Consider the following 26,672-nt stretch of genomic DNA (forward strand, 5'->3'; position numbering starts at 1 on the left):
GGCCTGCGGAAACGGTTCGAACAAGTGTAGCAAAACACGGACCGTGCGAAATCGAAAAAACACGCAACAAACATGGCGAAAATCGGGGTCAGGGGCCTCATTCGGATTGACAGGCTGAAAGGGACAAAGGTTTCGCAGGTCCATTTGCAGGTCTGCCGATGCCGTAGATGCTGGACCCGTGACGGCTGAAACCCTAACGTGGCCTCAATGCTTCGCTATACCCTTAAACGACTGATCTCATTGCTTGCCAGCCTTGCCGTCGCCTCGGTGGTTATCTTCGCCGTGATCGAGGTCGCGCCGGGGGACCCGGCCTCGTTCATGCTGGGTGTCAACGCGCAGGAGGATACGTTGGCCGCGCTGCGGGCTGAACTGGGTCTGGACGGATCCAGGGTACAGCGGTATCTCAACTGGGTCGGGGGGATGGTAGCCGGAGATTTCGGCACCTCGTATACCTACCGCACACCGGTGTCGCAGATGATTGCGGACCGGCTGTGGGTATCGTTGCCTTTGGCGCTATATGCGCTCACGCTGTCCACACTGATCGCCTTTCCCGCCGGGATCTATGCCGCCGCACGTCGGGGCAAGCCCGGGGATCTGGCGGTGATGGGGGCGACACAGCTTGGTATCGCGGTGCCGAATTTCTGGTTCGCGATGATGCTGGTGCTGATCTTTGCCATAAACCTACGCTGGTTCAATGCCGGTGGGTTTGTTGGCTGGGGCGAGGGCCTTTGGGCGGGGCTGCGTTCGCTGACTTTGCCCGCCATTGCGTTGGCCCTTCCTCAGGCCGCGATCCTGGCCCGCGTCATGCGATCCGCGCTGCTGGATATTCTGGGCGAGGATTTTATGCGCACCGCGCGAGCCAAAGGGTTGTCGCGTCGTCAGGCTCTGTGGCGGCATGGGGTGCGAAACGCGCTGATCCCGGTGCTGACGATCATCGGCTTGCAGTTTTCTTTCCTGCTGGCCGGGTCGATCATCATCGAACAGGTGTTTTACCTGCCCGGCCTCGGGCGGTTGGTGTTTCAGGCCATTTCGGCCCGCGATCTGATCGTGGTCGAATCGGTGGTGATGCTGCTGGTCTTTGCGGTGATCACCGTGAATTTTCTGGTGGATCTGGCCTATGCAGCCGTTGACCCAAGGCTAAGGAGCCGGTCATGAGCCGCAACCTGATTCTGGGCGCGGCGCTGTCGTCGCTGGTGGTGCTGGCGGCGCTGATCTCGTTTGTCTGGACACCCTACGACTATGCCGCGCTGGATATCCCCAACAAACTTCAGACGCCCGATGCACGGCACTGGTTCGGGACGGATCACTTCGGCCGCGACATGTTCTCGATGATCATGGTCGGAGCGCGCACTTCGATTGCGGTGGCGTTGGTGGCTGTGGGGATCGGCATGGCGCTGGGCGTACCCCTTGGCCTGACAGCCGCCGCGCGCAAAGGATCGTGGTTGGATGAGGTGATCATGCGTGGCAACGATCTGGTCTTTGCCTTTCCCTCGCTGGTCATCGCCATCCTGATAACGGCTGTGTTCGGTGCCGGTGCCATCAACGCGATCATTGCGATCGGTATTTTCAACATCCCCGTCTTCGCCCGCATCACCCGCGGGGCCGCATTGTCGCTGTGGGAGCGCGAGTTCATCCTTGCCGCCCGTGTGTCGGGCAAAGGCGCAGCACGGATATCAGCCGAACATATCCTGCCCAATGTCGCTAACTTGCTGATCGTTCAGGGCACCATCCAATTTTCATTGGGCATACTGGCCGAGGCGGGCCTGTCCTATGTCGGTCTGGGCGCACAGCCGCCGACGCCCAGCTGGGGCCGGATGCTGGCGGACGCGCAGACAATGGTCAGTTTTGCCCCGCATTTGGCTCTGATTCCGGGCATGGCCATCATTGTCACCGTGCTGGGTTTGAACCTGCTGGGTGATGGTCTGCGCGACTGGTTGGATCCAAGGATCAGGGTGGCGCGGGCATGACGTTGCTGCAAGTCGAAAACCTGTCCCTGTCGATCCACGGGGTGTCGATCCTGAAACGGGTGAACCTGTCTATCGATCCAGGCCAGATCGTGGCGGTGACAGGTGAAAGTGGTTCGGGCAAATCCATGACAGCACTGGCTGTGATGCAGCTTCTGCCAAACGGGGCAACGGCAGACGGCGTGATCCGACTGGACGGCACTGACCTGCTGACCCAATCCGAGGCCGAGATGTGCGCCTTGCGTGGCGCGTCTATCGGGATGGTGTTTCAGGAACCGATGACGGCACTCAACCCGGTGAAAACCATCGGCGATCAGGTGATGGAGACCATCCTGATCCACAAGGCAATGCCTCCTGCTCAGGCTCGGACCCGTGCCGCAGAGGTTTTGACTCGGGTTGGCCTGCCGCCCGACAGGTTCCCTCTGTCGCGGTATCCGCATGAGCTGTCGGGCGGGCAGCGTCAGCGTGTGGTCATTGCAATGGCCATCGCATTGCGCCCTAGGCTTTTGATCGCGGATGAGCCGACGACGGCACTGGATGTCACAACGCAGGCGCAAATCCTTGATCTGCTGAAAGGGCTGGTTCGCGAATATGATATGGGCTTGCTGATGATCACCCATGATCTGGCTGTGGTCTCGGACATGGCCGATCAGATTGTCATCATGCGTCACGGCGAGGTCGTCGAAAGTGGCGCGACCCGAAACCTGTTTCGAGATATGCAGCACCCCTATACCCGCATGTTGTTCGAAGCTTCGGGTCATCAGGTCACACTGCCTGAACCTACACAGCAACGCCCGCTTCTGGAGGTTTCGCAGGTCGTCCGGGATTACCGCCTTCCCCGCAAAGGTCTGCTGGAACCGCCGCGTCACCACCGCGCGGTGGATGGTGTCAGCTTTACCCTCAACCGAGGGGAGCGTTTGGGGCTGGTGGGCGAGTCTGGTTGCGGAAAATCGACCCTAACACGGGCTATTCTGGGATTGGAAGAGATCCAATCCGGTCAGATCCTACTGGACAGTCAGCCGGTTTTCACCGGCCACAGGCCCAACCTTGCGGTGCGTCGCAAGATGCAGGTCGTGTTTCAGGATCCCTATGGCAGCTTCAACCCCCGCCACCGTGTCGCGCGCCTGATTACCGAACCCTTTCACCTGTTGGAAACGCCACCAAAGGGTTCCGAACGCCAGGACCGGATCGCAGAGATGCTGACGGCAGTGGGCCTCGGCCCCGATGATGCGGGCAAATACATTCACGAGTTCTCGGGCGGGCAACGCCAGCGGATCGCCATTGCCCGCGCTCTGATCATTCGGCCGGAACTGATCCTGTTCGATGAGGCGGTCTCAGCCCTCGACGTTTCGGTGCGCGCCCAAATCCTCGATCTGCTTGCCGAACTCTGCGAGGCTTATGATCTGACTTACCTGTTCATCAGCCACGATCTGAGTGTGGTGCGTACCATCACCGATCATGTTCTGGTGATGCAATCCGGACGAATTGTCGAACAAGGCAAGACCAAACAGGTATTCTCGGACCCGCAGCATCCCTACACGCAAACCTTGATCGCCGCCGCGCCCCAATTGCCTGAAATCGGGAAGTTGTCGGCGTAAAACCCTTTGTTAGAGCCTGAATGGAGGCCAAAATGACCCAACCACTCTGGTTTGACCCCACCCTTTGCATGATCGGTGGAAACTGGACGCCTACGGCATCGGGCGAAACATTGCCGTTGACCAACCCGTCAGACGGGACCGAGATCTGCCGGATCGCGCGCGGCTCGGGCGCGGATATTGACGCGGCGGTCTCCGCCGCCAGATCTGCGTTAAAGGGCGACTGGGGGCGCAAGGCGGCCTTGGAGCGTGGTCGCATCCTGACCCGGCTGGGACAATTGGTGTTGGAGCGCGTGGACGATCTGGCGCGGCTTGAGGCGATGGATGTGGGTAAGCCCCTGACGCAGGCTCGCGCCGATGCCATTGCGCTGGCGCGCTATTGTGAATTCTACGGCGGTGCAGCGGATAAGGTGATGGGTGAGACCATCCCCTATCTCGATGGCTATACCGTCTATACCCTGCGCGAACCCCATGGGGTGACGGGCCACATCGTGCCGTGGAACTATCCGATGCAGATTATCGGGCGTTCGGTCGGGGCGGCGTTGGCCATGGGCAACGCCTGTGTTCTGAAACCGGCAGAGGAGGCCTGCCTGACCGCGCTGGCCTTTGCCCATCTCGCACAGCAAGCGGGTCTGCCAGCAGGTGCACTGAATGTTGTGCCCGGTCTGGGGGCCGAGGCCGGAGCCGCACTGTCCGGGCATCCGGGGGTCAACCATATCTCGTTCACTGGTTCGGTCGCCACGGGGGGCCTGGTGCAACAGGCTGCGGGGCGAAACGTTGTGCCTGTGACGCTGGAGCTGGGCGGAAAATCCCCGCAGTTGGTGTTTGACGATGCCGATCTGGATGCCGCTCTGCCATTTCTAGTAAATGCGGGCATTCAAAACGCGGGGCAGACCTGCTCGGCCTCCTCCCGCATACTGGTACAGCGCGGTGTCTATGATCAGGTCAAATCCCGCATGACCGCGGCCTATGAACAGCTTAGCGTTGGGCCCGCGATGCAGGATCTTCGCGTTGGGCCGCTGATTTCCGAGCGGCAGAAGCATATCGTAAACAGCTTTCTGGACAAAGGTGCCGATCTGACCATTGCGGCAAAAGGGACGATCACAAAGGACGCGCCGGAAACCGGGGCATATGTCCGGCCCACCTTGTTCGCGGACGTGCCACCGGATCACCCGCTCGCCCGCGATGAAATCTTCGGCCCGGTCCAGGTTCTGATCCCCTTTGACACCGAAGAAAAGGCTCTAACCATCGCCAACAGCACAGACTACGGCCTTGTCGCCAGCGTCTGGACACGCGACGGTGCGCGGCAGATGCGGTTGGCGAAAGGGCTGCACGCGGGTCAAGTCTTCCTCAACAACTATGGGGCAGGTGGCGGCGTTGAACTGCCTTTTGGCGGCGTGGGCAAATCCGGCCACGGCCGCGAGAAAGGCTTTGAGGCGCTTTATGGCTTTTCACAACTCAAGACAGTGGCCGCCTATCACGGGTAACAAGCGCCCGACCTGTCAGATCATCGTTTCTTTGGCGCATGCGCGCCCCAGATTTGTTGATGAATTCGCAAGGTGTGGAACCGCTGAAGGTGGCGAGACTACGCGCAAGTTTGTAACCCGCGGTGAAATCACCAAAGCGCGGGTGACTCAGCACGAGGACAGCAATTTTGAGAAACGGTTTCGCACGGTCTGAAGGCATAGGAGATGAATCCGTAAACGGAACTCCTACCAACGAGGTACCCCCACCCCCAACACTGGATGGATCTGGTTCGCTCTGAGCATTCCAAGGAGGATTGCGCAGCCCCAACCGACACCGGAGAAAGCGGTAAGCAAAGTGATACTGGCCCGTCGCATCGGCGTCGCACGTGATTAGTTCGAAAAACCGGACGTACTTATCCGCAAAGCAATGGCATGCGCATCGCAATATATTTTTTTGTTAAAAAGTGGTGAGCCGTGCAGGATTCGAACCTGCGACCCACTGATTAAAAGAACGGCCAGAGCCATTTCGCTGTATTTCTCCGGATTTCGCCACACTGACAAAAACGATGCAAAAACAATTATTTACGTTGACCTTCGTTGCGCCTTGAATTCATGAATTACTCCAGAATTCGCCGCCATTTGCTTCCGTATAGCTTCCGGAAGCGGGCCGGAAGCAGGGAGCGTTCTTGATATGTTCAAATTGACCAAACGGGCAGTTGAGGGGCTTGCCGTTGAGACCAAGGAATACCTTGTCTGGGACCGGGACATGCGCGGCTTTGGGCTGCGGGTCTATCCGTCCGGCAAAAAGACTTATCTGGTCCAGTATCGAGCCGGTCGCCGGACGCGGCGGATCACTATCGGCCAGCATGGCGTTCTGACGGCTGAGGAAGCGCGGACACAGGCCAAGCAGCTTCTGGGCGACGTTGCACGCGGATCGGACCCATCTGCCGAGAAGCAGGCCAAGCGGCGCGCACCGACCGTTGCCGGGCTGTGTGACCGGTTCCTTGAAGAATATGTCGATCAGCATTGTAAGCCGACCACAGCCCGCGATTATCACAGCGTCATCCGCCGATTCATCAGACCCAAACTTGGACCTATCCCAATTGCCGAATTAACCCGTGCCGACGTGGTGGCATTTCATCACGGTTTGCGCGAGACGCCTTATCAGGCAAACCGGGCGGCGGCGATGCTGTCGAAGCTGTTCAATCTGGCCGAGGATTGGGGGTTGCGGCAACCGGGATCGAACCCCGCGCGCAGGATCAAAAAGTTTCGCGAAGAAGAAAAGAAACGCTACCTGTCTGACGCGGAACAGATACGGCTTGGTGAAGTGCTGGCCGAAGCGCTGGAAGACGGCACAGAGACCGTTTACGTGGTGTCGGCACTGCTGCTGCTGATTTACACTGGATGCCGCCTCAGCGAGATTCTGACGCTGCGGTGGGACTATGTTACGTCGCACCATTTGGAGTTACCGGACAGCAAGACCGGCCGTCGCCGTATTCCGTTGCCGCGGGAAGCCTATGACATCCTGATGGAGTTGCCCCGGCAACCGGGGAACACTTATGTAATACTAGGAGAGTCAGACACCGGGCCGCTCAACAACCTGCAAAAGCCGTGGCGGCGTATACGTAAGGCTGCCGCGTTGGAAGATGTCCGCATCCACGACTTGCGGCACACCTATGCGTCTGTTGCCATGAAAGACGGGATCGACCCTTTCACCCTGAAAGAAATCATGGGTCACAAGAATCTGACTACAACCCTGCGCTATGCTCACCTTGCCGACGATGCCGTTCAGCGCGCGGCTGAGCGCGCCGCAAACAAGCTGCATGAAGCGAAGAACAGATATCGGTTTATTGCGTAAATCCCTGACGAGCACTCGCCTTCATTTGTGCAGAGTCCATTTAGGCAGTTTGGACCCCAACCGAACCTTCATTTAGAAACTTTGTGCTGTGAGCGAATTGGGCTGCTTGCAGCCCAGAGAAGACAGGATTACCGCACGCCTCGGGCGAACGGTGGAAACTCGCCGCGCGGGCAATAAATCTTGCGTGAATCTTGGATGCTGACATTGGGCTAATTGGGGAAGTTGAGTTTTCTGTGGGTGAAGACACGCAGCAATCAAGAGCAGCTGTCCTTTGCCGCGAGAGTTTTCAGCCATTCGGGAGGCCAAGCAAACTAGAAGTACCCAAGGCCAGATTCTTTGAAGGTTGCAAAATACAAACACATCCCTTTCCGCTGAACAAAAACCGCACTAGCGCACTAGCATGACTTCCGCGAGGGCAGCGACCTCTCGTTGAGATCGCCATTTTGATAAGGTGCAAACTATGAGTGCGGAAAAATTCTTAGAGCTTGGCGTTGAAGGAGGAAATCTATTGTTTTGCGGAGCTGGATTCAGCGCTGACTGCCTAAATTTTGATGAAGAAGAAGTCGGTTCAGCGTCTCCCTTGCACCAGTTACTAAACACAGCGGTTGGGCATAACTATTCCGATATGCAGCTAGCCGCGGATGAATACTTGGAAAAATTTGGTGAACACGGCCTCATGAAGCTTTTGGCTGAAAAGTACTCGATCTCCAAAAGAACCCGCGCAGTCGACCAAGTGCTTAAGTATCCATGGGACCGTATTTATACCACCAACTATGACGATGTGATTTCTCAGTCACTCACTGACCAAGGCATTCCGCACTATGTCGCGAACAATAGCGAAAGACCTTTCGATATTTCTAAGCATAGTAATGGCAAGAAATTAGTAGTTCACCTTCATGGGGCATTGCGCAAATGGGAAATTAATAGCTTCTCATCAAGTTGCGTTCTTGGGCGTGAAAGCTATCTGAGAGTAAGCGGAAACTCAAATTGGACTGGCACGCTTCGGGAAGACTATGCTCGAGCACATGCTGTATTTTTCGTGGGTTTTTCAAATAGTGATTTCTATCTTGCGGAACATCTCTTTTCCGCCGCTGCATCGAAGAACAAAGTTTTCTTTATTAATAGTGAACGTTCCGCGAACGATCGGGAGCTAAAAGCGAAACAGAAGAACTTCGGTGAAAGTTTGGCAATTGGAAAGGAAAATTTCGCGGAGAAGATTCGCGAAATATTAGCTCGTGGGCCAGTGCCTGAACTAAGGCTGCACAGTTTTGCCCGCAGAGAGTTGCCTGAGGCAAGCCCCGAAAGAGCGAGTGTTTTGCAGCAAGAAAGTCTGATGATCTCAGGGAAAACATCGCTTGAGCTTCAGTTCCGCGATATCGTTGACAGATCGCACAGCTACCGTGCTGAACGGACATTGGCCCCGGAAATTGTTTCCTTCTTGAAGCTAGAGAACTCCATTGCACTGATTTTAGGAGGAATTTGCTCCGGAAAAACAATGCTCTTTGAAGAGGTCATACTTCTACTGCAAACTGAAGGCGAAACAGTCTTTAGTTTGCAGTCGAAATTTTCTGATCTTTTGTCTGAAGCTCGAAAGATCATCGAGGCCAACCCGGCCGCGGTCTTAGCCATTGATAGTTGTTATTCACTTCGTTCTGATCTTCGTGAGATAGTGAAGTTAGCTGAAGCAGCTGGTACGCGTTTGCTTCTTGCCTCTAGAACTCTAGCTCACGACTCCGAGGAAGATTTAAGAACGCTACTTAGTGACCAAAGCCGCTTTAGAGTGTTCGATACAGAGATATTGGATCGAGAAGAAGGATTGACCATAATTGATTGTACCGACCGAATTTCCGGCTGGGGATCAAATGTGTCGGGCCTGAGCCAGAAACGGAAAATTTTGGAAAGGGACCACAGCTCGCGGCTTTCTGGTTTTCTCTTGGGAATTTTCTAGTCGCCTCATATCAAGAACAGATTTTCGTCAGAGCTGGACCTGATACGTACTTCAGGGGCTTCAGTGGAGAGGGCTCTAGTTTTAGCTTTGTACCTAAAGAACATCGGTGAGAATGTTCAAGAAAGTGTTCTAAGTGAACTACTTGGGCGAGATTCGGTACGTGTGTTTGCCGAAGTGCCAAGCTCGGCTGCATTTATAAAATATAAGCCTGAAGTGAAAAGCTTCGATGTTCTTCCAAGTGTGAATGCCAGAGAGGCTCTCAGACAGTTCTTCGATCCAAGATTCGTAACAGATACAATTGTGGAGGCTGTAAAAAATATTGAGAATGTCAGGTTCCAACCGGCGTTTAACCGTGTTTTCATAGAGTTCATGCGCTACACTCAGCTAAAACAGGTCGTAACTGACTTCGATCAACAAGATCGCTTTTTTGACCGGCTATCGGAAATTTGGTTTTGTAACAAGCATGTCTTGTTTAAATTACAATGGTCGATGGCAATGCGTGACCACGGCCAATGGCCTAGGGCTTGGCAGTATCTCGAAGAAGCGTACGGTCAGGCAAAAGAACGTGACTACTTTGACACATCTCACCTCGACGATCAAAAGGCTGGCCTGCTTCTTGATTCCGTTTCGATTTCTGGAAAGTCAGCAGACTTTTTTAGGGCGACAAAGGAAGTCTGTGAATTGCTCAATCGCTCAATGAAAACTGGTCCCGTAACCTCACATAATTATCAAACAGTGAAATCTTTTGATAAGTTTTTTGAAAAAGCCTCGAACAAGTTAATCCCACAACACAAGACTATGGTTCTTGTGTTACTTCGGGATCTGAAGGCGACTGTGAACAAGAAGCAAGAGGTACAGCCGGAAGGTTTCATTTATGACTCAATGGAAAAAGCGATAGCCACTCTTGATCGCGTCGTTGGGGACCTCGAAACCGTCTAAACAGAATCAACCAAACTTTCGTTGAGTCTGGATCTGTCCTGCTTAAGTACCGCTTCACTCTACGTTGTCTGCTGTCCGACGTTTCACCCACAAAATGCTGCAGGATGCATGAACGATCGCTCTGGGGAAGTTGGCCAGTCAAGTTCTTGGTGAAGTAGATGGCGGCATTGGGCCGAACTCGGGAAATTGTCAAATCTGCTTCCCGCACATGGCTGCTGTCATTAGCCACCAACGCCGCGTATATAGTGAATGGCAGCTCAGTGACCATTTGACCTGCCCCAAATGTTGTGTCCCTGCGTCCCAAAGGTCACGGCATGCTATAGCCACTGCCAATAACCGAGCCGCGCGATAGTGATCCAATAGGTAGACTTAAATCTTTGTCACGGTGCTTCCGTATTGCTTCCGGCAAGCCGCACGTCACGCATCGCGTTCTCAACGACTCCGTGTAAATACTTGTTTTAATTGAAAAAAGTGGTGAGCCGTGCAGGATTCGAACCTGCGACCCACTGATTAAAAGTCTTATTACCCTATTTTCTATAGCATTGTAGACAGTTCGATTGGGCAGTTTATTCTTTTTAATAACAGGAGTATTTGCGTGATGAGATTTCTATAAGTCCCTTCCCAACTCACTGCATTTTGCTTACCTTGTGCTTACCCAGCTCACCTAGAAGCATTATGCCCAACGTCAGATTAACGAAATCAAGCGTCGATCGCCTCTCACCCACAAACCGAGACACTATCTATTGGGACGACGGTTTGCCGGGCTTTGGGCTGCGCGTAAAAACGACCGGTGTTAAAAGCTTCGTCGTTCAATATCGCAACAAACAAACCGGTCGGTCAAAACGCAAGACTCTTGGGCGATATGGGCCGACTTTGTCTTTGGGCGCTGCCCGAGAAATGGCACGCGTACTCCTTGCTGACGTGGTGCGTGGCGGAGATCCGGTCGCGGATGCTCAAACGCTCAAGCATTCACCAACGGTGAACGCATTTGCCCAGCAATACATGACCGAACATGCCATCCCGAAGAAGAGGCCCGGCAGTGTTCGGAATGATCAGTCGATGCTGGACCGATACATTCTCCCCAGGCTTGGGGACCTCAAAGTCATTGAAGTGACGCATCAGCATGTTCAGAAGCTGCATAATCAAATGCGTGATACGCCATATCAAGCCAATCGCACTCTGGCCCTCATGTCAAAAATGTTCGAACTGTCTGTGCGCTGGGGTCAGCGTTCTGACAATCCGGCGCGTGGCGTAGAAAAGTTCCCCGAGGAAAAGCGTGACCGCTGGTTGTCAGATGATGAGCTTCAAAGGCTGTTGGTGGCTCTGTCAGAGCATCCCAATCAGGTTGCGGCAAACGCCATACGCTTGCAGCTTCTCACAGGTGCACGGATCGGCGAGGTCCTTACAGCAAAATGGGAAGACTTTGATTTGGATCGCGCGGTCTGGACAAAGCCGTCGCACCACACGAAGCAAAAGCGAAGAGAACACTTGCCGATATCGTCAGCAACCCTTGATTTGCTTGCGGCAATGAGCGCAGGGGAATCTCCCAAAAGTCGCTGGTTGTTTCCAGGACGCTCTTCGGACCAACCGTACAAGGATCTGAAGAAATTTTGGAGATCAGTCACCACATCTGCAGGTCTTCAAGACTACCGTATCCACGACAATCGGCATACGCACGCGTCACATCTGGTTTCCAGTGGTTTGAGCTTGCCGATAGTGGGCAGACTTTTGGGACACACGAACCCGTCCACCACACAACGCTACGCCCATCTTGCAGACGACCCGTTGCGGCAGGCAGCGGATGTAATGGGAAAGAAGATCAGCGGAGTTAATTCCTGAAACACGCGATCTTTCCAGTACTGCAGGTCCGCGAGCACAATTAGACTGCAGCTGTCGGCACGGTGCCGATGTTTGGGACGGAAGGGAATGGACGGAGACCGAAGATGTCCAATACTCTACTTCCCGTTGTCGCAACGCGTCGCCCACCCTGGAACAAAGGCAGACTGGTCGGACAGAAGCGGCCATTGCAGCCAAAGCAGGTCTGGGCCATTCGCGCCCGGCTCGAACTCGCAAACAAGCAGAGAGATCTTGCGCTGTTTAATCTTGCCGTCGACAGCAAGTTACGCGGATGCGATCTCGTCCGTCTGAGGGTTAGTGATCTGGCTGTTGGCAATACTGTGCGCGATCGGGTGTCCGTTGTTCAAAGCAAAACGGCGAAGCCGGTCCAGTTTGAAGTGACAGAGAATACACGTGAAGTCGTGTCGCAATGGGTCTCTTCGCCGGTCATGCGTGGACAACGGTATCTGTTTCCAAGTCGTATGCATGCTTTGCCGCATCTTTCGACCCGGCAATACGCTAGGCTTGTCCGGGAATGGGTTTCAGCGATAGGTCTCGATCCGTCCAGCTATGGCACGCATTCGCTAGGGCGCACTAAGGCGGCATTATATACAGAAAGACTGGAAAGCTGCGTGCCGTTCAACTTTTGCTCGGTCACAGCAAGGTGGACAGCACAGTCCGTTATCTTGGCGTCGAGCTTGAAGACGCTCTTAGTATTGCCGAAGGTATCGATCTTTAAAGTGTTAGGCGGGCGGGACCGTCCGCTCGCCGCTCCCAAGCAGACATTCGAAGTCTCTCATTCATCTTCCGCTCAGAGCCCAACCTTCCGATATTCTGCACCGCCGCGAATGACTGCTTCTCAGTTACGCGCCTGACAGTTCCGTTTTATGTGCAGCAGCCAGCTCCGCCATACTGTTGAAGCAGAAGTCGTAGCTGGGCATCTCTCCGGGGTTCATTGTTGCCCCGAATCCTTCTTTTTCGTGACGGCGGTAAATCCAGCAATTAGAGAGCCCGTATTTGTTGGCAGGGCCATGATCGTGGAACATGCTTTCTGCTGTATGAAGAATATCCTCTTTGGCGACACCTTGCCGCGCAAGCGTTTCCAGCATGTAGTCAAAGTTTCGATCAGATGGTTTGTAGCTGCCAACGTCTTCAGCGGTGTAAACACCATCAAAGTGGACATCGAGCCGAGCGTTCGAGCCTGAAAAACTCGTGTTGTCGGTATTGGTCAAGACGACCAGTTTGTAGTGTTGTTTGAGATAGGCGAGTGCTTCACGGCTGTCGTCAAATGCAGGCCACTGGCGCACGGACAGGCCGTATGCTTGGCATTCTTCCCAAGTCACTTCGACACCCCATTCTTCAGCCAGACGACGATAAACGACTGCAAGGAGATCAAAGTATTTTTTGTTGGGTGTCCAACGTTGCGTCGTGGATTCATGATAGGCGTGCGCTTCAAGAATATCGTCGCGTGTCAGGTTTTGAGTGACCTTGTCCGTCAAGGGTTTGAGAGCTGTGACCATGCCGCTTTCCCAGTCGATCAGCGTGCCATAAACGTCGAATGCCAGAACCTTGAAGTCCATCAGTTTCATAGTTTCTCTCCTTCTTGTCGGTATGGACGATTTCGCTGAATTGTTCTCAGGCCCATCGGATCAACCCAATAATTGCTGACGTAGCGTAGAACACTTGGAGCAATAGGAACGTCCAACGCCGGTCTAAAAAAGCCCATCCTGCAAACAGTGCCGACGACACCAAGAGCAAGGAAAACCCAAGCATCTCCGCGCCGATGTTCATCGCAATCGACATCGCATAGACCATGGCCAGAATGGAGCCGATGACTTCGAACAGAGAAGTGAGCTTGCGATTGTCGCGCGTTATAGCGTTTTGATGGCTAATGTCGGTCATTGGGTGTCCTCGCAAATTTGGCTTTGCAAGATGGATAACCAAGGCTACAATATGACACAAATGAATGATTGTCATATTTTGATGCTAGTTTGTCATATGAGGAGCAACCTTGGCTGAGAGGCTGGAAATCGATGCAATGCGTGCGTTGTGCGCCATTGGCACCAGTGGCGGTGTTACCAATGCGGCGAGACAGTTGGGTGTGTCGCAGTCAGCCGTTAGTCACAAAATCAAACGGTTAGAAAGTGCGTTGGATTGCACCCTCTTAGCACGGCAATCCGGAGGACCACTGTTCACGGATGCCGGAAAACGCCTTCATGATTATGCCTTGCGTATTATCAATCTGCATGACGAAGCGCTTTCAGATTTGGGAAAGAAAAACTTGAATGGAGCCATTCGTCTGGGCATGACCGAAGATGCTACGACCAGCGACATCGCTGGAATCCTTGGTCGGTTTACGCGGTTGTACCCTTCTGTAAGTGTGCGAACGCGGACCAGCCAAAGCCTGAATGTTCAAGCCTGGCTGCAAGCAGATGAGCTTGATCTTGCGATGATGCAGGTGTTCACAGCAGACATAGAGCCCCAAGATCAGGCTCTCTTTGATGACACCCTTCATTGGGTCAAATCGAAAGACTATGAACTAGACCTCGCTCGACCAATTCCGTTTCTGTCTTTCGATACCAATTGCTTTTATCGGAAATGGGGTTTTTCGGAGGTGCTGCAAAAAGGGCGATCCTTTGAGAAAGTCCTTGAGTGCCCAAGCGCTGCAGGCATTCAATCGGGTGTTCGTTCAGGGCTTGGCATCGCCTTGTTGAACGGAATGCATGTGACAGAAGACATGGATGTGATCGAAAACCTGTTCCCATCGCCGCCTAGCATTACATTCGTTGCACGGGTCAATCCCAAAAGCAGGTCTGCTCCAGTCAAGGCACTGGTCTCAGAAATCGCACGCGAGTTTCGTGCACCTGCCTCATTGAGCGCCGCTGAATAACCGCATTGCGGACATTCACAGCAAACAACCTTACGGTTGGTTTGTCCGCGACCCGGTCATAGTCTTGATTTTTGCTGACGTCTGCTCCCGTGAAAAGCAGTCTTTCTTCGTCGAAGTTTCGAGATTTTCGCCCTGAACGTCAGTTATACGCTTCCAATCAGCCACCTGAGGAAAAGGCTCGGATGACCGGGTCGAGCCCAAAGTGCCAAATGCTGCGGAACGCATGAACTAGTAAGGTGGGCGGATTCCGGTCATTCTCCGCACGCGCGAACCAACCGGACTGCATTAGCAAAAGCTGACACTCAATTTGGACTGCATGCAGGCATAGTTCTGCATCAACGCAAGTCGGCTCCGAGCCCCATTGACATTTTCTGGGGCATGCTCGAACTGATCAATAGTGCGGCAAGCGGACAATCGCGGGCGGATAGACGGCCTGAGCCAGACCGTTCATGCCTTTCCCAGCAGGGCTGGGAGTCAGCTTTCTACTCGCCTGAGATGCGCGTGATCGCCCTCTTGGCACGAAGCCCTATTATGGGCTCCTCAGTGACGGCCTCCAGCGCTGGCAAAGCTGCACTGGCTGGCGCGCCGATCTTTCCGAGCGTGATTACGACCTCGCGGCGTGCGCGCTTACCGCCAGTTTCTAGAACACCGAGCAGATCGGAGACCGCGTTGGCCGCCTGGGGACCGAACCAGCCCAACATCCGCAGCGTTTCGATCTGAGCTGGTCCTTCCTGCGTCTTGAGATCTTCCAGTAGGGATGTCACGGTAGTGGTCGGCCTGAGCGCTGCGAGTTTCAACCCGTCGGCCATCTTTCGGTTCAGTTCCTCGTGATCGCCGTCCCATTGCATCGGCAGCAGATAGTTTTCGGCAAGCGCCAGCCGATCCTTGTCGCGCGCCCAGGCATACATCAGGTCGTCGGCTTTCCGGCGGTCGCCCAACTGCGCGTGAATCGACGCCGCGGTGATGATCAGGTTCAGCGACTTTTTCGTTCTGGCAGTCGCCTCGTCCAGAATTTCGGCTGCCCTGTACAACTGCCCTAACGCATAATACGCAGCTGCCTCGACAATAACGACATTGGCGGGCACACTGGGGTCAAGCCGCTTGGCAATCGCAATCTCGTCTAGACCCTGCTCGGGATTGCCCGAAGCGATTAGCGCCCAGGCCATAGTGACATGCGCCTCGGGGTCATTTGGGCCAAGCTCGATCGCCCTGGCCGCTTCTTCGATGGCCTTTGCCGAGCGCGCGGCGCCAGTTTCGCCAGTGTTCTGGTCACGGAAGTTAAGCTGCCGCATGGCGCGAATAATGTGCACCATCGACCCGCCTCTGTCGCCGGCTTTTTCAAGATGATCGGGGATCAGAACGGTATAGAGGTGGGCGCGGGAGTTACCGCGAATTTTCTGGTTCCACCGGAACACGCCATCTCGTTGAAAGGCCAGCGCCAGTGCGGCATGGGCACGGCCATAGTCGGGATCAATTTCAATCGCCCTTTCGAAATGATCCACAGCTCGGGCATTGTCGCGTTCGTTGAAGTTCGACATCAACTCCCAGCCACGTTGAAATGCCTCGCGGGCGGCGACGATTTTAGTATCGGCCCGGTTCACCTCCTCGAGTTCGTCGTCGGTCAGTTCAACCTTCAGCGCGTTGATGATCTTCAGTACAAACGCGTCCTGTGCCGCAAAAACATCCGAGGCGTCGCCGTCGAAGCGGTCAGCCCAGACGTGGTTGCCGGTAGTGGCGTCAATCAACTGAGCGTTGACGCGCAATGTGGTGCCCGAGCGCCGCACGCTGCCTTCGAGCACGTATTGCACGCCCAGGGTTTCGGCGACGTCTTTGATGCTCACTGACTTGCGCTTGTAAATGAAGGTCGAATTGCGCGCGATGACGAACAAGCCCGAAACTTTCGACAGGTCGGTGATCAGATCCTCAGTTATCCCGTCGGCCAGAGGTTCCTGTTCGGACTCGCCGCTGAGATTGTCAAACGGCAGAACCGCAACCGAGGCCTTGTCGGGCAACGGCAATGCCATCGCTTCGATGGAGGCCGGTTCGACCTTCACCGGACGGGGTTGAAGCCAGTACGCCGCTCCAGCACTGATGGCCAGAAGGCCAAAAAGCGCGGCTATGACCGCGCTTGCTTTACCGTAGCGCCCGCGGGATGGCCGAACGACGGTTGGTTCGGTGCGTCTTGTGGCACGATAAACACGGACAGGCTCGGGGATGTTTTTCAGCGTCTTGTCGCCCAGATCGCCGAACGCCGCCTCAAGCTTGCCGCTGGCATGATCGACGACCGTGCGCGATACCAGCACCGAACCCGGCTCAGCGATGGATTCCAGCCGCGCGGCTACGTTGATGCCGTCTCCGAAAATATCATTGTCCCTGACAACGATATCACCCAGGTTTATCCCGATCCGAAATTGCAGGGCGTCCGGCTCGTCCGCGCGAGGCCTGATCCGGTCCTGCCAGTCCAAAGCGCAGTTCACCGTATCTACGACGCTGGCAAACTCAATCAGATAGCCGTCGCCCATCCGCTTAACGATCCGTCCCCCGTGGCGTTCGACCAATGGCGTGATGATGCCTGTGTCGAGTGCCTCGAGCCGGGCAAGAATGCCAGCCTCGTCCTCGTGCATGAGGCGCGAAAAATCGACCAGGTCGGCAACAAGAATGGCTGCTAGGCGCCGCTCCATCCAGAATTCCGCTGTGATACAAGCTATGCCTTTCAGGTTGCCCTAGCTGTTCGCGTCGTTCAATCCCTTTCGAATATTCGCAAACATCCCGGTCGCGAGCTGCAAACACAAGTCATGGGTAAGCGAAGGCCGAACTGCTGGCTTTTCCCGCCCTTCTGTCATCTGACAGCGTGAAAACCGCGCAGGAGCGGCCAAAATCCGCTAGGTGGGCTTCGAGTGCAGCATCTTGCTTTGAGAACGGCGGTGAGAAAGTCGACCACGGTAGCGGCGGGATAACCCTGCTGCGGGCGGCGTAAAAGTCGTCCATCTTTGCCCTTCTTTTCGTAACGGGGGGGGGGGGCGGGAGGATCTTTTCCGTGGATTTGTATCGTAAAGTGCGTCTGGCCTGTGCCGAGGGCATGAGCCAGCGAGAAGCGGCCCGGCATTTTGGGATATCACGTGACAGCGTTCGCAAGATCTTGGCGTTTTCGGTCCCGCCCGGCTACCGGCGGTCAGCACCGATCCGGCGGCCCAAGCTGGATGGGTTCACCGGGATCATCGATCAATGGCTGTCAGAAGATCGGCAGCGACCGCGCAAACAGCGGCATACGGCCAAGCGGATCTTCGAACGCCTGCGCGATGAGCATGGCTTCGAGGGTGGTTACACCATCATCAAGGATTATGTTTGGGAACACGGTCGACGGCATCGCGAGATGTTCGTGCCGCTTAACCATGCACCCGGCCATGCTCAGGCCGACTTCGGCGAAGCGATTGTTGTGATCGGTGGCATTGAACAGAAGGCCCACTTCTTTGCCTTGGATCTGCCGCACAGCGACGCCTGCTACGTCCGGGCCTATCCGGCGGCGACCGCAGAGGCCTGGATGGATGGCCACGTCCATGCCTTTGGGTTTTTCGGGGCGGCTCCGCAGTCGATCCTGTACGACAACGACCGGTGCCTTGTGGCGAAGATCGAGCCCGACGGAACTCGCAGACGCGCGCGGCTGTTCAGCGAGATGCTGTCCCACTACGTGATCCGGGACCGCTACGGGCGTCCCGGCAAGGGCAACGACAAGGGGTCCGTCGAAGGGCTGGTTGGCTATTCCCGGCGCAACTTCATGGTGCCGGTCCCGAGTTTTCCGACTTGGGATGCCTTCAACAACTGGCTCGAAGAGCAGTGCCGTAAGCGCCAAAACGACAAGCTGCGCGGGCACAATGAGACGATTGGAGAGCGACTTCAACGCGATCTGGAGATCATGGCGCCGCTTCCCGCCCGGTCTTTCGAAGCCTGTGACCAGGCAACGGGTCGGGTCAGTTCGCTCGCGTTGGTACGTTACAAGACCAATGATTATTCCGTACCGGTTGCCTTTGGACACCGCGATGTCTGGATCCGCGCCTATGTCGACCGACTGGTGATCGGATGTGGCGGCGAGGTCATCGCGCGGCATGTTCGCAGCTACAACCGCGAGGACATGGTCTTCGATCCGGTTCATTACCTGCCGCTGATTGAGAAGAAGATAAACGCTTTCGAACAGGCAGCTCCGCTGGCCGGATGGGAGCTTCCCAAGGCGTTTGATACTCTTCAGAAGCTAATGGAGGCACGCATGCTGAAAGCCGGACGGCGCGAATACGTGCAGGTCCTACGGCTGCTCGAAAGCTTCGAGATGGAGGAGGTTCATGCTGCCGTGAAGACGGCTCTCCAGATGGGTGCGATCAGTTTTGATGCCGTGAAGCATCTGGTGCTGTGTCGGGTGGAGCGGCGGCCGCCGAGGCTCGATCTGGATGTCTACCCGTTCCTGCCGCGGGCCAAGGTGGCGACGACATCTCCGGCCAGCTACATGTGCCTGACAACAGGTGCCTCGACATGACGGAGACACCACAGATCCTGCTGAACCACCAACTCAAGAAGCTGAAGCTGCCGACCATCCTGCGGGAATACGACAAACAGGCTCGGCTGTGTGCCTCCGAGGGCCGCGACCATGTCCAGTTCCTGGCCCGTCTGATCGAGCTCGAGCTCATCGACCGGGAGCGGCGGATGATCGAACGCCGGATCAAGGCCGCGAAATTCCCGGCGACCAAGAGCCTTGATAGCTTCGATTTTGCCGCGATCCCTTCTTTGAACAAGATGCAGGTCCTGGAGTTGGCGCGTGGTGAATGGATCGACCGCGGAGAGAACGTCATCGCTCTCGGCCCCAGCGGCACCGGTAAGACCCACGTGGCGCTCGGCCTCGGTCTGGCCGCCTGCCAGAAAGGCCTGGCGGTTCGCTTTACTACTGCCGCGGCCATCGTGCACGAGTTGATGGAAGCCCGCGACGAGCGCCAGCTCCTGCGCCTTCAAAAGCAACTCGTGAAGCAGAAGCTCCTGATCATCGACGAGTTGGGCTTCGTGCCCCTCAGCAAAACCGGCGCCGAACTGTTGTTCGAACTGATCTCTCAGCGATACGAGCGCGGCTCGATCCTGATCACCTCGAACCTGCCCTTCGATGAATGGACCGAAACATTCGGATCGGAGCGCCTCACTGGTGCCTTGCTCGACCGGCTGACCCACCACGTCAGCATTCTGGAGATGAACGGAGAAAGCTATCGCCTGGCACAGAGCAGGGCCCGGCAGAACTCCTAAGGCACAGAAGAGATTGGTCCTGACGGACCAAGACGCCTTGGCAACCGCCAGCTATTTGGGAGCGCGTTTGCCAAGGCGCCGGTCACCCAAACAGTGGACGACTTTTGCTCCGCCCAATGGCAGACTTTCTCACCGCCGTTGACACAGCGATCCTCGTCGCTTCAGCGTTTCATTGTAAGCCGACCAGTTCGTGGTCTTGTACTTCGTAGGGGCCCAACTGCTCATGCCCTCACGCTATCATGCTGGATTTACACAGTGAATCCCTTACGCGATTTACGCAACAAGGCCCCTTCAGAAGACAAGCCTTGTTCACAAATGTTCCAAAATCTGTCCGATTTTACAGCTTCAGGCCAGTTAGGCCCATAATGACGGCGGCCACGGAGTTTCCCGGGACCCCTAATGTCAGGGTTGGGATCAATGTCGCCGCGACGTCAGCATTATTGGCACATTCCGCCGCCGCGATACCTTCCCCTATACTCACCAGACCTCAACCCAATCGAACAAAAATGGGCAAAGGTAAAAGTCTTAAGACGGAAAACAGGACAATCACCAGAACAACTCTTCAAGCACAAAATTTGAATCAATTTATGTCGGGTTAGCTATATCGGCGCGGGTTTTTGAGGCTCGGGCAGCGGCGCAGCGCAATTGAAAGGCTTCCTCAAAAGGGTTTACCTTACCAAATCGATCCGTGCGGAAAGGGTCGATATCAAAAGCGGGTTGTTGCCCTAAGATCAAATCGCTGATCGCGTCGCCTATTCCGGCGGAAAGCGTGATGCCGTGACCGCAAGCGCCCGCCGCGGCATAAAAGCCAGAGATCTCTGGAACAGGTCCAAGCAGCATTTTTCCATCCGGTGTATATGAAGATAGTCCGGCCATGTAATGGGAAAATTCGGCATGTTCGATTGCTGGGAAGAATTGCGCAAGGCCCTGATAGGCATCTGCAAGGACATCCCAATGCTCTTCGCCTTTTGTGGGCGAAAATGTGGCGGGGTCGTCTGGCAGCGCGCGAGCGTCAAATGTTGCGGAACGGGTTTCTTGCACGCCAAGGACCAATCCCCCAACTTCGGGGCGTGTATAGGCGCCAATATCGGCAAGGATCGTTATCGGGTGTTCTAGGCCATAGATATCCGAGGGTTCGGTCATCCAATAATGGCTGCGTACCGGGGCCATGGGCAAGGGAAAACCCGCGTGTTGCGAAAATACGGCCGCCCAAGCGCCACAGGCATCAATAACGGTGCGACAGGCAATCCTGTCGGTATCGGTCAAGACACCCACAACCCTTCCTTTGTCGCGCAGAACATCTTTCACATTGGTGCGCGGCCGGATCACGACCCCACGCGCTCGCGCGGCCCGAATATAGAACATCGTCAGAAGATAAGGATCAATATAGCCATCGGTAGGCATAAAGGCCGCCTTTAGAATGGTATCGGTATTCAACCACGGCACCATTTCGCCAATTTCGGCAATGCTGGGCCATTGCACCGGAATATCCCATTTCAGCGCATCCCTGGCCGTGGTCTGCAACTCCGCCACACGCGCTTGTGACACGGCAATACGCAACGAGCCGACCTGATGAAAATCCGCGTTTTCGCCCAGCTCGTCTTCAAGTTTACGTATGGTTTCAATGGTTTGCTTTGCCATTGGTGTATTTGCCGGCTTGGTTGATGCTTGCAAAAGCAATCCTGCCGCCCGGCTTGATGCTGCGCTTGCAAGCTCATTGCGCTCTAGCAACAGGATTTTTCCAGCGCCTTTGCAGGCCAAGTGATAGGCGATTGACGCGCCAATCACACCGCCGCCAACAATGATATGATCAAAAACGTCCATTAGAACCTCGAAAGGGGAGAGAATAGGTCTGTGCGGGGATGAAGCAGCGGTGCAAGAAGGCGTTCGGGCGCGCCGGTCATAGCACCTGAACCCTGGCTTGTGACAGCGCATCACGCATTTTTGCACTTGGCAGAGCATTGGATATAAGAATGTCGATTTCCGCCAAGGCACATACCGGATAGGCGGCACGCCGCCCGAGCTTTGACGCATCGGCCAATATGACGGTTCGTTTTGCCTTGCGTGTCATCGCCCGTGCAATTTCGGCTTCGTCAAAACTAAAATCGCAAACCCCACTTTTTGGACAGATGGTTCCGGCCGTGATGATCGCGTAATCGGCGTTGAAACGGTTGATTTCCGTGACCGTCGCGCTGCCAATGGTTTCGCTATTATCGCCTTCAACCCAGCCTCCAAGCATGAAAACCTTGGGCCCGTCAGGTTTTGCGGCCAGAAGCCCGGCAATCTTCAGGGAATTCGTGACGATTTTTAACGAGTTTTTCCTGACCAACGCTTCGGCGGCAATAAGTGTTGTCGAGCCCGTGTCCAAAAAGACCATCTGATCGCCCTGCAACCATGCGGAAAGCTTATCGGCGATGGCCCGCTTTTCCGCCAAATTGGCCTTCATGCGCGCGTAGAACGGGCCTTCATCATTCTGGGGGACTTGTTTTGCGCCCCCATGGATTTTCAAAAGCTTTCCGGCATCTTCCAGCACCGATAGATCGCGGCGTATAGTCTCGGGCGAGGCACCGAGCTCATGGGCCAATGTCTCTACGCTGACCTCTCCCAATGTGGCCACCATGGCGGATATGTGTTTCCGCCGCTCGGTTGCGCGTGCGGTCAAATTCCTGTCCGAACAGATATCAAAAACACGCTCGCCCCCTTCTGCAAAAAACGGTAGTAAGTTGACCGAATACGTGTTATTGACTCGAAATATACCGAAAAATATGACCGAAACAAGTAATTTCTGGGTTCACCGCAACGGTAGTGCGAATGCTTAAGCGTGAAGAAATGCCCGAGGACTGTTTTGATATTGCCATCATAGGGGCGGGCATTATCGGGGCGGCGATTGCCCGTGGCTTGGCTTTGGAAGGGGCGCGCGTGGCTGTCCTTGAAAAAGCTATGGACCCTTTGGACGGGGCCTCGAAGGGCAATAGCGCCATTTTGCATACGGGTTTTGACGCGCCGGTTGGATCGCTCGAACAGCAATGTGTTGCCCGGGGGCGCGAGATTTATCTGACGATACGTGAAGATCTTGGCCTTCCCCTGCATGAAACCGGCGCGATGGTTTTGGCCTGGAGCGATCAAGAGGCCGAAAAATTATCTGGTCTTTTGCAACAAGCCCATGAAAACGGTGTCGATGATGCAGCATGGATCGATCGCAACGATATTTTGGCGCGCGAACCGGCCTTATCCGATCGGGTCATCGCCGGGTTCGAGGTACCTGGCGAGCATATAATAGACCCTTGGACAACCCCTTATGCTTATCTGACGCAAGCCTTGGCCCATGGTGCATCATTTATTCCAGGCGCCGAAATCATGTCGGCAAGGCGCGACAATGACATATGGTCGCTGAATACCTTGCGCGGGTGCATCAAGGCGAAAGCGGTGGTGAATGCCGCCGGTTTATATGGCGATATCGTCGAAGAAAGGCTTTTGGGCACGGCGACGTTCAAGATCAAACCCCGCAAAGGCCAGTTTGTCATTTTCGACAAGGCTGCCGCGCGTCATTTGCGCTCGATCATTCTTCCGGTGCCGACTGACCGGACCAAGGGGGTTGTTCTGTGCCGCACGATTTTTGGCAATATCCTTGTGGGGCCAACAGCCGAAGAACAAGACAGCCGCGAGGATGCCTCGGTCGAACGAGAGACGCTTCTTAGCTTGCGGGCGCAGGCGATTGATATCCTGCCAGCTTTGGCCGATAGCGAAGTGACAAGTGTCTATGCGGGCATCCGTCCCGCGACGGAACGTAAGGAATATCGTATCATCGCGCGGCCTGATATGGGCTATGTCAATATTGGCGGCATCCGCTCGACCGGTCTGAGTGCGGCACTGGGGCTGGCGGAACATATTATCAAAACCCATGGTGACGCTTTGGGCGCACAACATTTTGCAAACCCACCGGTTTCTATGCCTGAAAAAATCGCCTTGCAACATTTGTCCGATTATCATCAGCGGGATTGGCAACGGCCCGGTAATGGCGGGATCATTTGCCATTGCGAAAAAGTAACCCATCGCGATATCCAAAACGCCCTTGCTGGCCCTTTGGCCCCTCGCAGTTTTGCCGGATTGAAGCGCCGGACCCGTGTATGCATGGGAACTTGCCAAGGCTTCTATTGCATGGCCGCAGTTGCGGCGGCCACAGGTGATGTGCTTGATGTTCCTATATGCGTAGAAGGCCAAAATCCCCATGACCGTTGAGCGTAAAGAGCTGTGTGATGTTGCAATCGTGGGGGGCGGCCCCGCCGGTTTGACACTGGCGGCTGAATTGCGGCATCTTGGTGTCGAGCGGGTGATCGTCCTTGAACGCGAGGCCGAGGCCGGGGGTATTCCCCGCCATTGTGGCCATTATCCGTTCGGGATCACCGAATATAACCGCCTTCTGAAGGGCCCTGATTATGCGCGGTGCAAAGTCGAAGATGCCGAACGTAAAGGGGTCGATCTGCGCACCGGCACAACCGTGACCGCGCTTCACCCGGGCGGCACGCTCGAGCTAAGCAGCCATGCAGGAACCGCAACGATCACAGCGCGGCGCGTTGTTCTGTGTACGGGCGCGCGTGAAGCAAGCCGCCCTCAGCGGTTCATTTCAGGAAGCCGCCCCCAAGGGGTTATCACCACCGGCGCGCTTCAGGCTTTCAGCTATATTGAAGGTCTTGTCCCCTTCAAAAAACCCGCGATTCTGGGGACCGAGCTTGTGTCTTTTTCTGCATTGCTGACCTGCCGACATGCGGGCATTCAGCCCGTCGCGATGATCGAGGAAAACCCGCGAATCACAGCGCGGGCATTCAGCCGCCTTTTGCCTGCTGTCTTGGGTGTTCCCATTCTGTCCCAGACCAAATTGACGCGGATTTTGGGCAAAAACCGTGTCGAGGGCATAGAAATCGAGCGCGCCGATGGCCGTAAAAAGGTTTTGGATGCCGATGGTGTCATTTGCACAGGCCGGTTCCGCCCCGAAGCAAGCTTGATGCGCAATGGCCATCTTGCGATTGACCCGAAAACGGGCGGGCCCTTGATCGATCAATTCATGACGACCTCTGATCCCAGCTATTTATGTGCGGGCAATCTGCTTAGACCCATTGAAACCCATGGATGGTGCGGTGAAGAGGGACGGCAAGCCGCGCGGATTATTGTTCAGGCGCTTGGGCAACCGGACAGGGCCGAGCCCCGGCGCCAAACGCCAATTCGGATCACGAGCCCGGCAATACGCTATGTTCTGCCTCAGCACCTGTCCACAGCTTGTCTCGGGGCGCATATGCCCAATCTACAACTTCGCCTGAACCGCCCCGCGCGTGGGCGGCTTGTGATTTCGGCGGATGGCAAAACCATCTGGTCGCGATCCATAAATTCCGTGCCCGAGCGCCGGATTCTCGTGCCGATTGCCCCCCTTCTGGCGCATGGCGCGACCACAAGCATCACTATCGGGCTGGAGGAACAGGATTGAGAATAGGCGCGATTGATCAGGGCACTACAAGCACCCGCATTCTGGTTCACGACAGCACAGGAAAAACCCATATTGCCAAGGCGATTGGGCATCGTCAGATATTGCCAAAACCTGGCTGGGTTGAACATGATCCGGAAGAGTTGATCCGGAATATTCAAGCTTGTCTTGACGCGGCCGGGCCACTGGACGCGGTCGGGATCGACAATCAGGGGGAAAGCTGCCTTGCTTGGGATGCCATCACCAAAGAGGCCCTAAGCCCCGTCATTGTCTGGCAGGATGAACGGACGAATGATGTGGTGGCCCGGCTGAAGGCCGACGGCGCCCAAGACCTTACACTTTCCAGATCCGGATTGCCGCTTGATAGTTATTTCTCGGCAAGCAAACTGGGCTGGATCCTTGAAAACGAACCAAAGGCGCAAAAGGCCCATAGGCGTGGTAGCTTGCGGTTGGGAACGAGTGATGCATTTTTCGTTGATCGTCTGGCCGGGCGTTGCATCACCGATGTTTCGACGGCCTCCCGCACCGCATTGATGAATCTTGAGACCTGCGATTGGGATCCGGATCTTTGCGCGCTTTTTGGCGTCCCGATCGATACTTTGCCCAAGATTGTTTCGAATACCGGTGATTTTGGACAGATCCAAGGCAGCGAAACCACGGCCCCTCTGACCGCGTTGATCGTGGATCAACAGGCGGCGCTTTACGGCGCTGGCTGTCGCCTGCCGGGCAAAGGAAAAGTGACTTTTGGCACCGGTGCTTTTGCGCTGATGTTAACCGGCGACACAATCTGTCGGGAACACAGCAAAGGCCTATTGCCGACCATTGCCTGGCGCAAACAAGGGCAAGCGGTAAATTATGCCGTTGATGGCGGCGTCTTTGCGGCTGGAGCCGCCGTTAATTGGGCCCGCGGATTGGGATTGTTCAACCAATTCGACGAAATCAACGCCTTCGATAAACCAAGTGCCATTTCCCGTGGCCTTGCCTTTGTTCCGGCACTTGCCGGGCTTGGCTGCCCCCATTGGAACAGGCGTGCACGTGGAACATGGCTTGGGCTTGGGCTTGACGATGGGCCCAAGGATTTGATGCAAGCCTTGCTGGAAGGAATCGCCTTTCGCGCCGCTGAGGTGATGCGCGCAATGACAGAAACCACGGCTGCCCGCAGCATGTTTTCAATCGATGGGGGTTTGACGGCCAATCCCTATTTTTGTCACGTTTTGGTAAATGCATTCCAGCAATCCCTGCGCCTTCAGAAGAATGCCGAAGTGACCGCGCTGGGCACCGCATGTCTTGCCGGTGAGGTCATCGGCATGCAAAACGTCCCGGCGCAACTAAACCGCCAAATCAACCCCGACAGAACTCAAAACCACCAAAATACCTTCGCCAAAGCGATTGCCCTCGCGCAGGAATGGGGAAGGGAGTGATT

Annotated in this window: 19 protein-coding genes and 2 pseudogenes; 15 read left to right on the forward strand and 6 right to left on the reverse strand. The window is 55.4% G+C overall.

Annotated features, from left to right (window positions below; genetic code table 11):
• The first annotated feature begins 207 nt into the window (after nucleotides 1–207).
• The 9 genes and pseudogenes from ACR0NZ_RS13840 (at nucleotide 208) to ACR0NZ_RS13880 (ending at nucleotide 12,345) form a co-directional block, all read left to right on the forward strand.
• The gene (locus ACR0NZ_RS13840) at nucleotides 208–1,155 is read left to right on the forward strand and encodes an ABC transporter permease (protein ID WP_480519606.1); all 948 of its coding nucleotides are present in this window, start codon (nucleotides 208–210) and stop codon (nucleotides 1,153–1,155) included.
• Nucleotides 1,152–1,967 (forward strand): ABC transporter permease, encoded by an 816-nt coding sequence (locus ACR0NZ_RS13845; RefSeq protein WP_480474542.1) that lies wholly within the window; start codon nucleotides 1,152–1,154, stop codon nucleotides 1,965–1,967. The genes ACR0NZ_RS13840 and ACR0NZ_RS13845 overlap by 4 nt, the downstream gene beginning before the upstream one ends.
• Nucleotides 1,964–3,562 (forward strand): ABC transporter ATP-binding protein, encoded by a 1,599-nt coding sequence (locus tag ACR0NZ_RS13850; RefSeq protein WP_480519608.1) that lies wholly within the window; start codon nucleotides 1,964–1,966, stop codon nucleotides 3,560–3,562. The genes ACR0NZ_RS13845 and ACR0NZ_RS13850 overlap by 4 nt, the downstream gene beginning before the upstream one ends.
• Before the next feature lie 32 nt (nucleotides 3,563–3,594).
• The gene (locus ACR0NZ_RS13855) at nucleotides 3,595–5,046 is read left to right on the forward strand and encodes an aldehyde dehydrogenase family protein (protein WP_480519610.1); all 1,452 of its coding nucleotides are present in this window, start codon (nucleotides 3,595–3,597) and stop codon (nucleotides 5,044–5,046) included.
• Nucleotides 5,047–5,716: 670 nt separating this feature from the next.
• Nucleotides 5,717–6,883 (forward strand): tyrosine-type recombinase/integrase, encoded by a 1,167-nt coding sequence (locus tag ACR0NZ_RS13860; RefSeq protein ID WP_480519612.1) that lies wholly within the window; start codon nucleotides 5,717–5,719, stop codon nucleotides 6,881–6,883.
• 460 nt (nucleotides 6,884–7,343) lie between these two features.
• Nucleotides 7,344–8,831, forward strand: coding sequence for an SIR2 family protein (locus ACR0NZ_RS13865; protein WP_480519614.1), 1,488 nt, complete (start codon nucleotides 7,344–7,346; stop codon nucleotides 8,829–8,831).
• A 63-nt stretch (nucleotides 8,832–8,894) separates the two neighbouring features.
• Complete coding sequence (locus tag ACR0NZ_RS13870) at nucleotides 8,895–9,770, forward strand: hypothetical protein (RefSeq protein WP_480519616.1); 876 nt, start codon at nucleotides 8,895–8,897, stop codon at nucleotides 9,768–9,770.
• A 675-nt stretch (nucleotides 9,771–10,445) separates the two neighbouring features.
• Nucleotides 10,446–11,609, forward strand: a complete 1,164-nt coding sequence (locus ACR0NZ_RS13875; RefSeq protein WP_480519618.1) for a tyrosine-type recombinase/integrase — start codon at nucleotides 10,446–10,448, stop codon at nucleotides 11,607–11,609.
• 104 nt (nucleotides 11,610–11,713) lie between these two features.
• Nucleotides 11,714–12,345, forward strand: a pseudogene (locus ACR0NZ_RS13880) (tyrosine-type recombinase/integrase).
• 124 nt (nucleotides 12,346–12,469) lie between these two features.
• Here ACR0NZ_RS13880 and ACR0NZ_RS13885 read toward each other — a convergent pair.
• Nucleotides 12,470–13,195 (reverse strand): haloacid dehalogenase type II, encoded by a 726-nt coding sequence (locus ACR0NZ_RS13885; protein ID WP_480519620.1) that lies wholly within the window; start codon nucleotides 13,193–13,195, stop codon nucleotides 12,470–12,472.
• Between the two features lie 46 nt (nucleotides 13,196–13,241).
• Complete coding sequence (locus ACR0NZ_RS13890; RefSeq protein WP_480519622.1) at nucleotides 13,242–13,508, reverse strand: hypothetical protein; 267 nt, start codon at nucleotides 13,506–13,508, stop codon at nucleotides 13,242–13,244.
• A 109-nt stretch (nucleotides 13,509–13,617) separates the two neighbouring features.
• Here ACR0NZ_RS13890 and ACR0NZ_RS13895 point away from each other — a divergent pair, with 109 nt between their 5' ends.
• Nucleotides 13,618–14,496 carry a LysR family transcriptional regulator gene (locus tag ACR0NZ_RS13895; protein WP_480519624.1) on the forward strand — a complete coding sequence of 293 codons (879 nt, stop codon included), beginning with the start codon at nucleotides 13,618–13,620 and terminating at the stop codon, nucleotides 14,494–14,496.
• Nucleotides 14,497–14,978: 482 nt separating this feature from the next.
• On the opposite strand, the gene ACR0NZ_RS13900 is transcribed toward ACR0NZ_RS13895, so the two are convergent.
• The gene (locus ACR0NZ_RS13900; RefSeq protein ID WP_480519626.1) at nucleotides 14,979–17,177 is read right to left on the reverse strand and encodes an adenylate/guanylate cyclase domain-containing protein; all 2,199 of its coding nucleotides are present in this window, start codon (nucleotides 17,175–17,177) and stop codon (nucleotides 14,979–14,981) included.
• A gap of 356 nt (nucleotides 17,178–17,533) precedes the next feature.
• On the opposite strand from ACR0NZ_RS13900, the gene istA reads away from it, so the two are divergent.
• Both istA and istB read left to right on the forward strand, forming a co-directional pair.
• Complete coding sequence (istA, locus tag ACR0NZ_RS13905; protein ID WP_480519628.1) at nucleotides 17,534–19,021, forward strand: IS21 family transposase; 1,488 nt, start codon at nucleotides 17,534–17,536, stop codon at nucleotides 19,019–19,021.
• A complete protein-coding gene (gene istB / locus ACR0NZ_RS13910) occupies nucleotides 19,018–19,773 on the forward strand; it encodes an IS21-like element helper ATPase IstB (RefSeq protein WP_170434935.1) in 756 nt (251 codons plus the stop codon). The genes istA and istB overlap by 4 nt, the downstream gene beginning before the upstream one ends.
• 358 nt (nucleotides 19,774–20,131) lie before the next feature.
• Here istB and ACR0NZ_RS13915 read toward each other — a convergent pair.
• From ACR0NZ_RS13915 to ACR0NZ_RS13925, 3 genes and pseudogenes are all read right to left on the reverse strand, one after another.
• Nucleotides 20,132–20,242 (reverse strand): annotated as a pseudogene (locus ACR0NZ_RS13915) (tripartite tricarboxylate transporter permease); the annotation flags it as partial.
• A gap of 116 nt (nucleotides 20,243–20,358) precedes the next feature.
• Entirely contained in the window at nucleotides 20,359–21,597 is a 1,239-nt protein-coding gene (locus tag ACR0NZ_RS13920; RefSeq protein ID WP_480519630.1) for an NAD(P)/FAD-dependent oxidoreductase, read from the reverse strand.
• Between the two features lie 76 nt (nucleotides 21,598–21,673).
• Nucleotides 21,674–22,435 carry a DeoR/GlpR family DNA-binding transcription regulator gene (locus ACR0NZ_RS13925; RefSeq protein WP_480487289.1) on the reverse strand — a complete coding sequence of 254 codons (762 nt, stop codon included), beginning with the start codon at nucleotides 22,433–22,435 and terminating at the stop codon, nucleotides 21,674–21,676.
• 149 nt (nucleotides 22,436–22,584) lie between these two features.
• Here ACR0NZ_RS13925 and ACR0NZ_RS13930 point away from each other — a divergent pair, with 149 nt between their 5' ends.
• Genes ACR0NZ_RS13930 through ACR0NZ_RS13940 form a run of 3 tightly spaced genes read left to right on the forward strand, consistent with a single transcriptional unit; the run spans nucleotide 22,585 to nucleotide 26,670 of the window.
• Nucleotides 22,585–24,012, forward strand: a complete 1,428-nt coding sequence (locus ACR0NZ_RS13930) for an FAD-dependent oxidoreductase (RefSeq protein ID WP_480519632.1) — start codon at nucleotides 22,585–22,587, stop codon at nucleotides 24,010–24,012.
• Nucleotides 24,002–25,252 carry an NAD(P)/FAD-dependent oxidoreductase gene (locus ACR0NZ_RS13935; RefSeq protein WP_480519634.1) on the forward strand — a complete coding sequence of 417 codons (1,251 nt, stop codon included), beginning with the start codon at nucleotides 24,002–24,004 and terminating at the stop codon, nucleotides 25,250–25,252. The genes ACR0NZ_RS13930 and ACR0NZ_RS13935 overlap by 11 nt, the downstream gene beginning before the upstream one ends.
• Nucleotides 25,249–26,670 carry an FGGY family carbohydrate kinase gene (locus tag ACR0NZ_RS13940; RefSeq protein ID WP_480495728.1) on the forward strand — a complete coding sequence of 474 codons (1,422 nt, stop codon included), beginning with the start codon at nucleotides 25,249–25,251 and terminating at the stop codon, nucleotides 26,668–26,670. Before ACR0NZ_RS13935 ends, ACR0NZ_RS13940 begins: the two co-directional genes overlap by 4 nt.
• The last annotated feature ends 2 nt before the right edge of the window (nucleotides 26,671–26,672 follow it).

The sequence above is a fragment of the Ruegeria sp. AE3 genome, assembly GCF_056542225.1.

Bases quoted from the DNA above. Each gene is read 5' to 3' on its own strand.
- ACR0NZ_RS13840 (WP_480519606.1), top strand. From the start codon at position 208: ATGCTTCGCTATACCCTTAAACGACTGATCTCATTGCTTGCCAGCCTT.
- ACR0NZ_RS13845 (WP_480474542.1), top strand. From the start codon at position 1,152: ATGAGCCGCAACCTGATTCTGGGCGCGGCGCTGTCGTCGCTGGTGGTG.
- ACR0NZ_RS13850 (WP_480519608.1), top strand. From the start codon at position 1,964: ATGACGTTGCTGCAAGTCGAAAACCTGTCCCTGTCGATCCACGGGGTG.
- ACR0NZ_RS13855 (WP_480519610.1), top strand. From the start codon at position 3,595: ATGACCCAACCACTCTGGTTTGACCCCACCCTTTGCATGATCGGTGGA.
- ACR0NZ_RS13860 (WP_480519612.1), top strand. From the start codon at position 5,717: ATGTTCAAATTGACCAAACGGGCAGTTGAGGGGCTTGCCGTTGAGACC.
- ACR0NZ_RS13865 (WP_480519614.1), top strand. From the start codon at position 7,344: ATGAGTGCGGAAAAATTCTTAGAGCTTGGCGTTGAAGGAGGAAATCTA.
- ACR0NZ_RS13875 (WP_480519618.1), top strand. From the start codon at position 10,446: ATGCCCAACGTCAGATTAACGAAATCAAGCGTCGATCGCCTCTCACCC.
- ACR0NZ_RS13885 (WP_480519620.1), bottom strand. From the start codon at position 13,195: ATGAAACTGATGGACTTCAAGGTTCTGGCATTCGACGTTTATGGCACG.
- ACR0NZ_RS13890 (WP_480519622.1), bottom strand. From the start codon at position 13,508: ATGACCGACATTAGCCATCAAAACGCTATAACGCGCGACAATCGCAAG.
- ACR0NZ_RS13900 (WP_480519626.1), bottom strand. From the start codon at position 17,177: ATGGAGCGGCGCCTAGCAGCCATTCTTGTTGCCGACCTGGTCGATTTT.
- istB (WP_170434935.1), top strand. From the start codon at position 19,018: ATGACGGAGACACCACAGATCCTGCTGAACCACCAACTCAAGAAGCTG.
- ACR0NZ_RS13920 (WP_480519630.1), bottom strand. From the start codon at position 21,597: ATGGACGTTTTTGATCATATCATTGTTGGCGGCGGTGTGATTGGCGCG.
- ACR0NZ_RS13930 (WP_480519632.1), top strand. From the start codon at position 22,585: ATGCTTAAGCGTGAAGAAATGCCCGAGGACTGTTTTGATATTGCCATC.
- ACR0NZ_RS13935 (WP_480519634.1), top strand. From the start codon at position 24,002: ATGACCGTTGAGCGTAAAGAGCTGTGTGATGTTGCAATCGTGGGGGGC.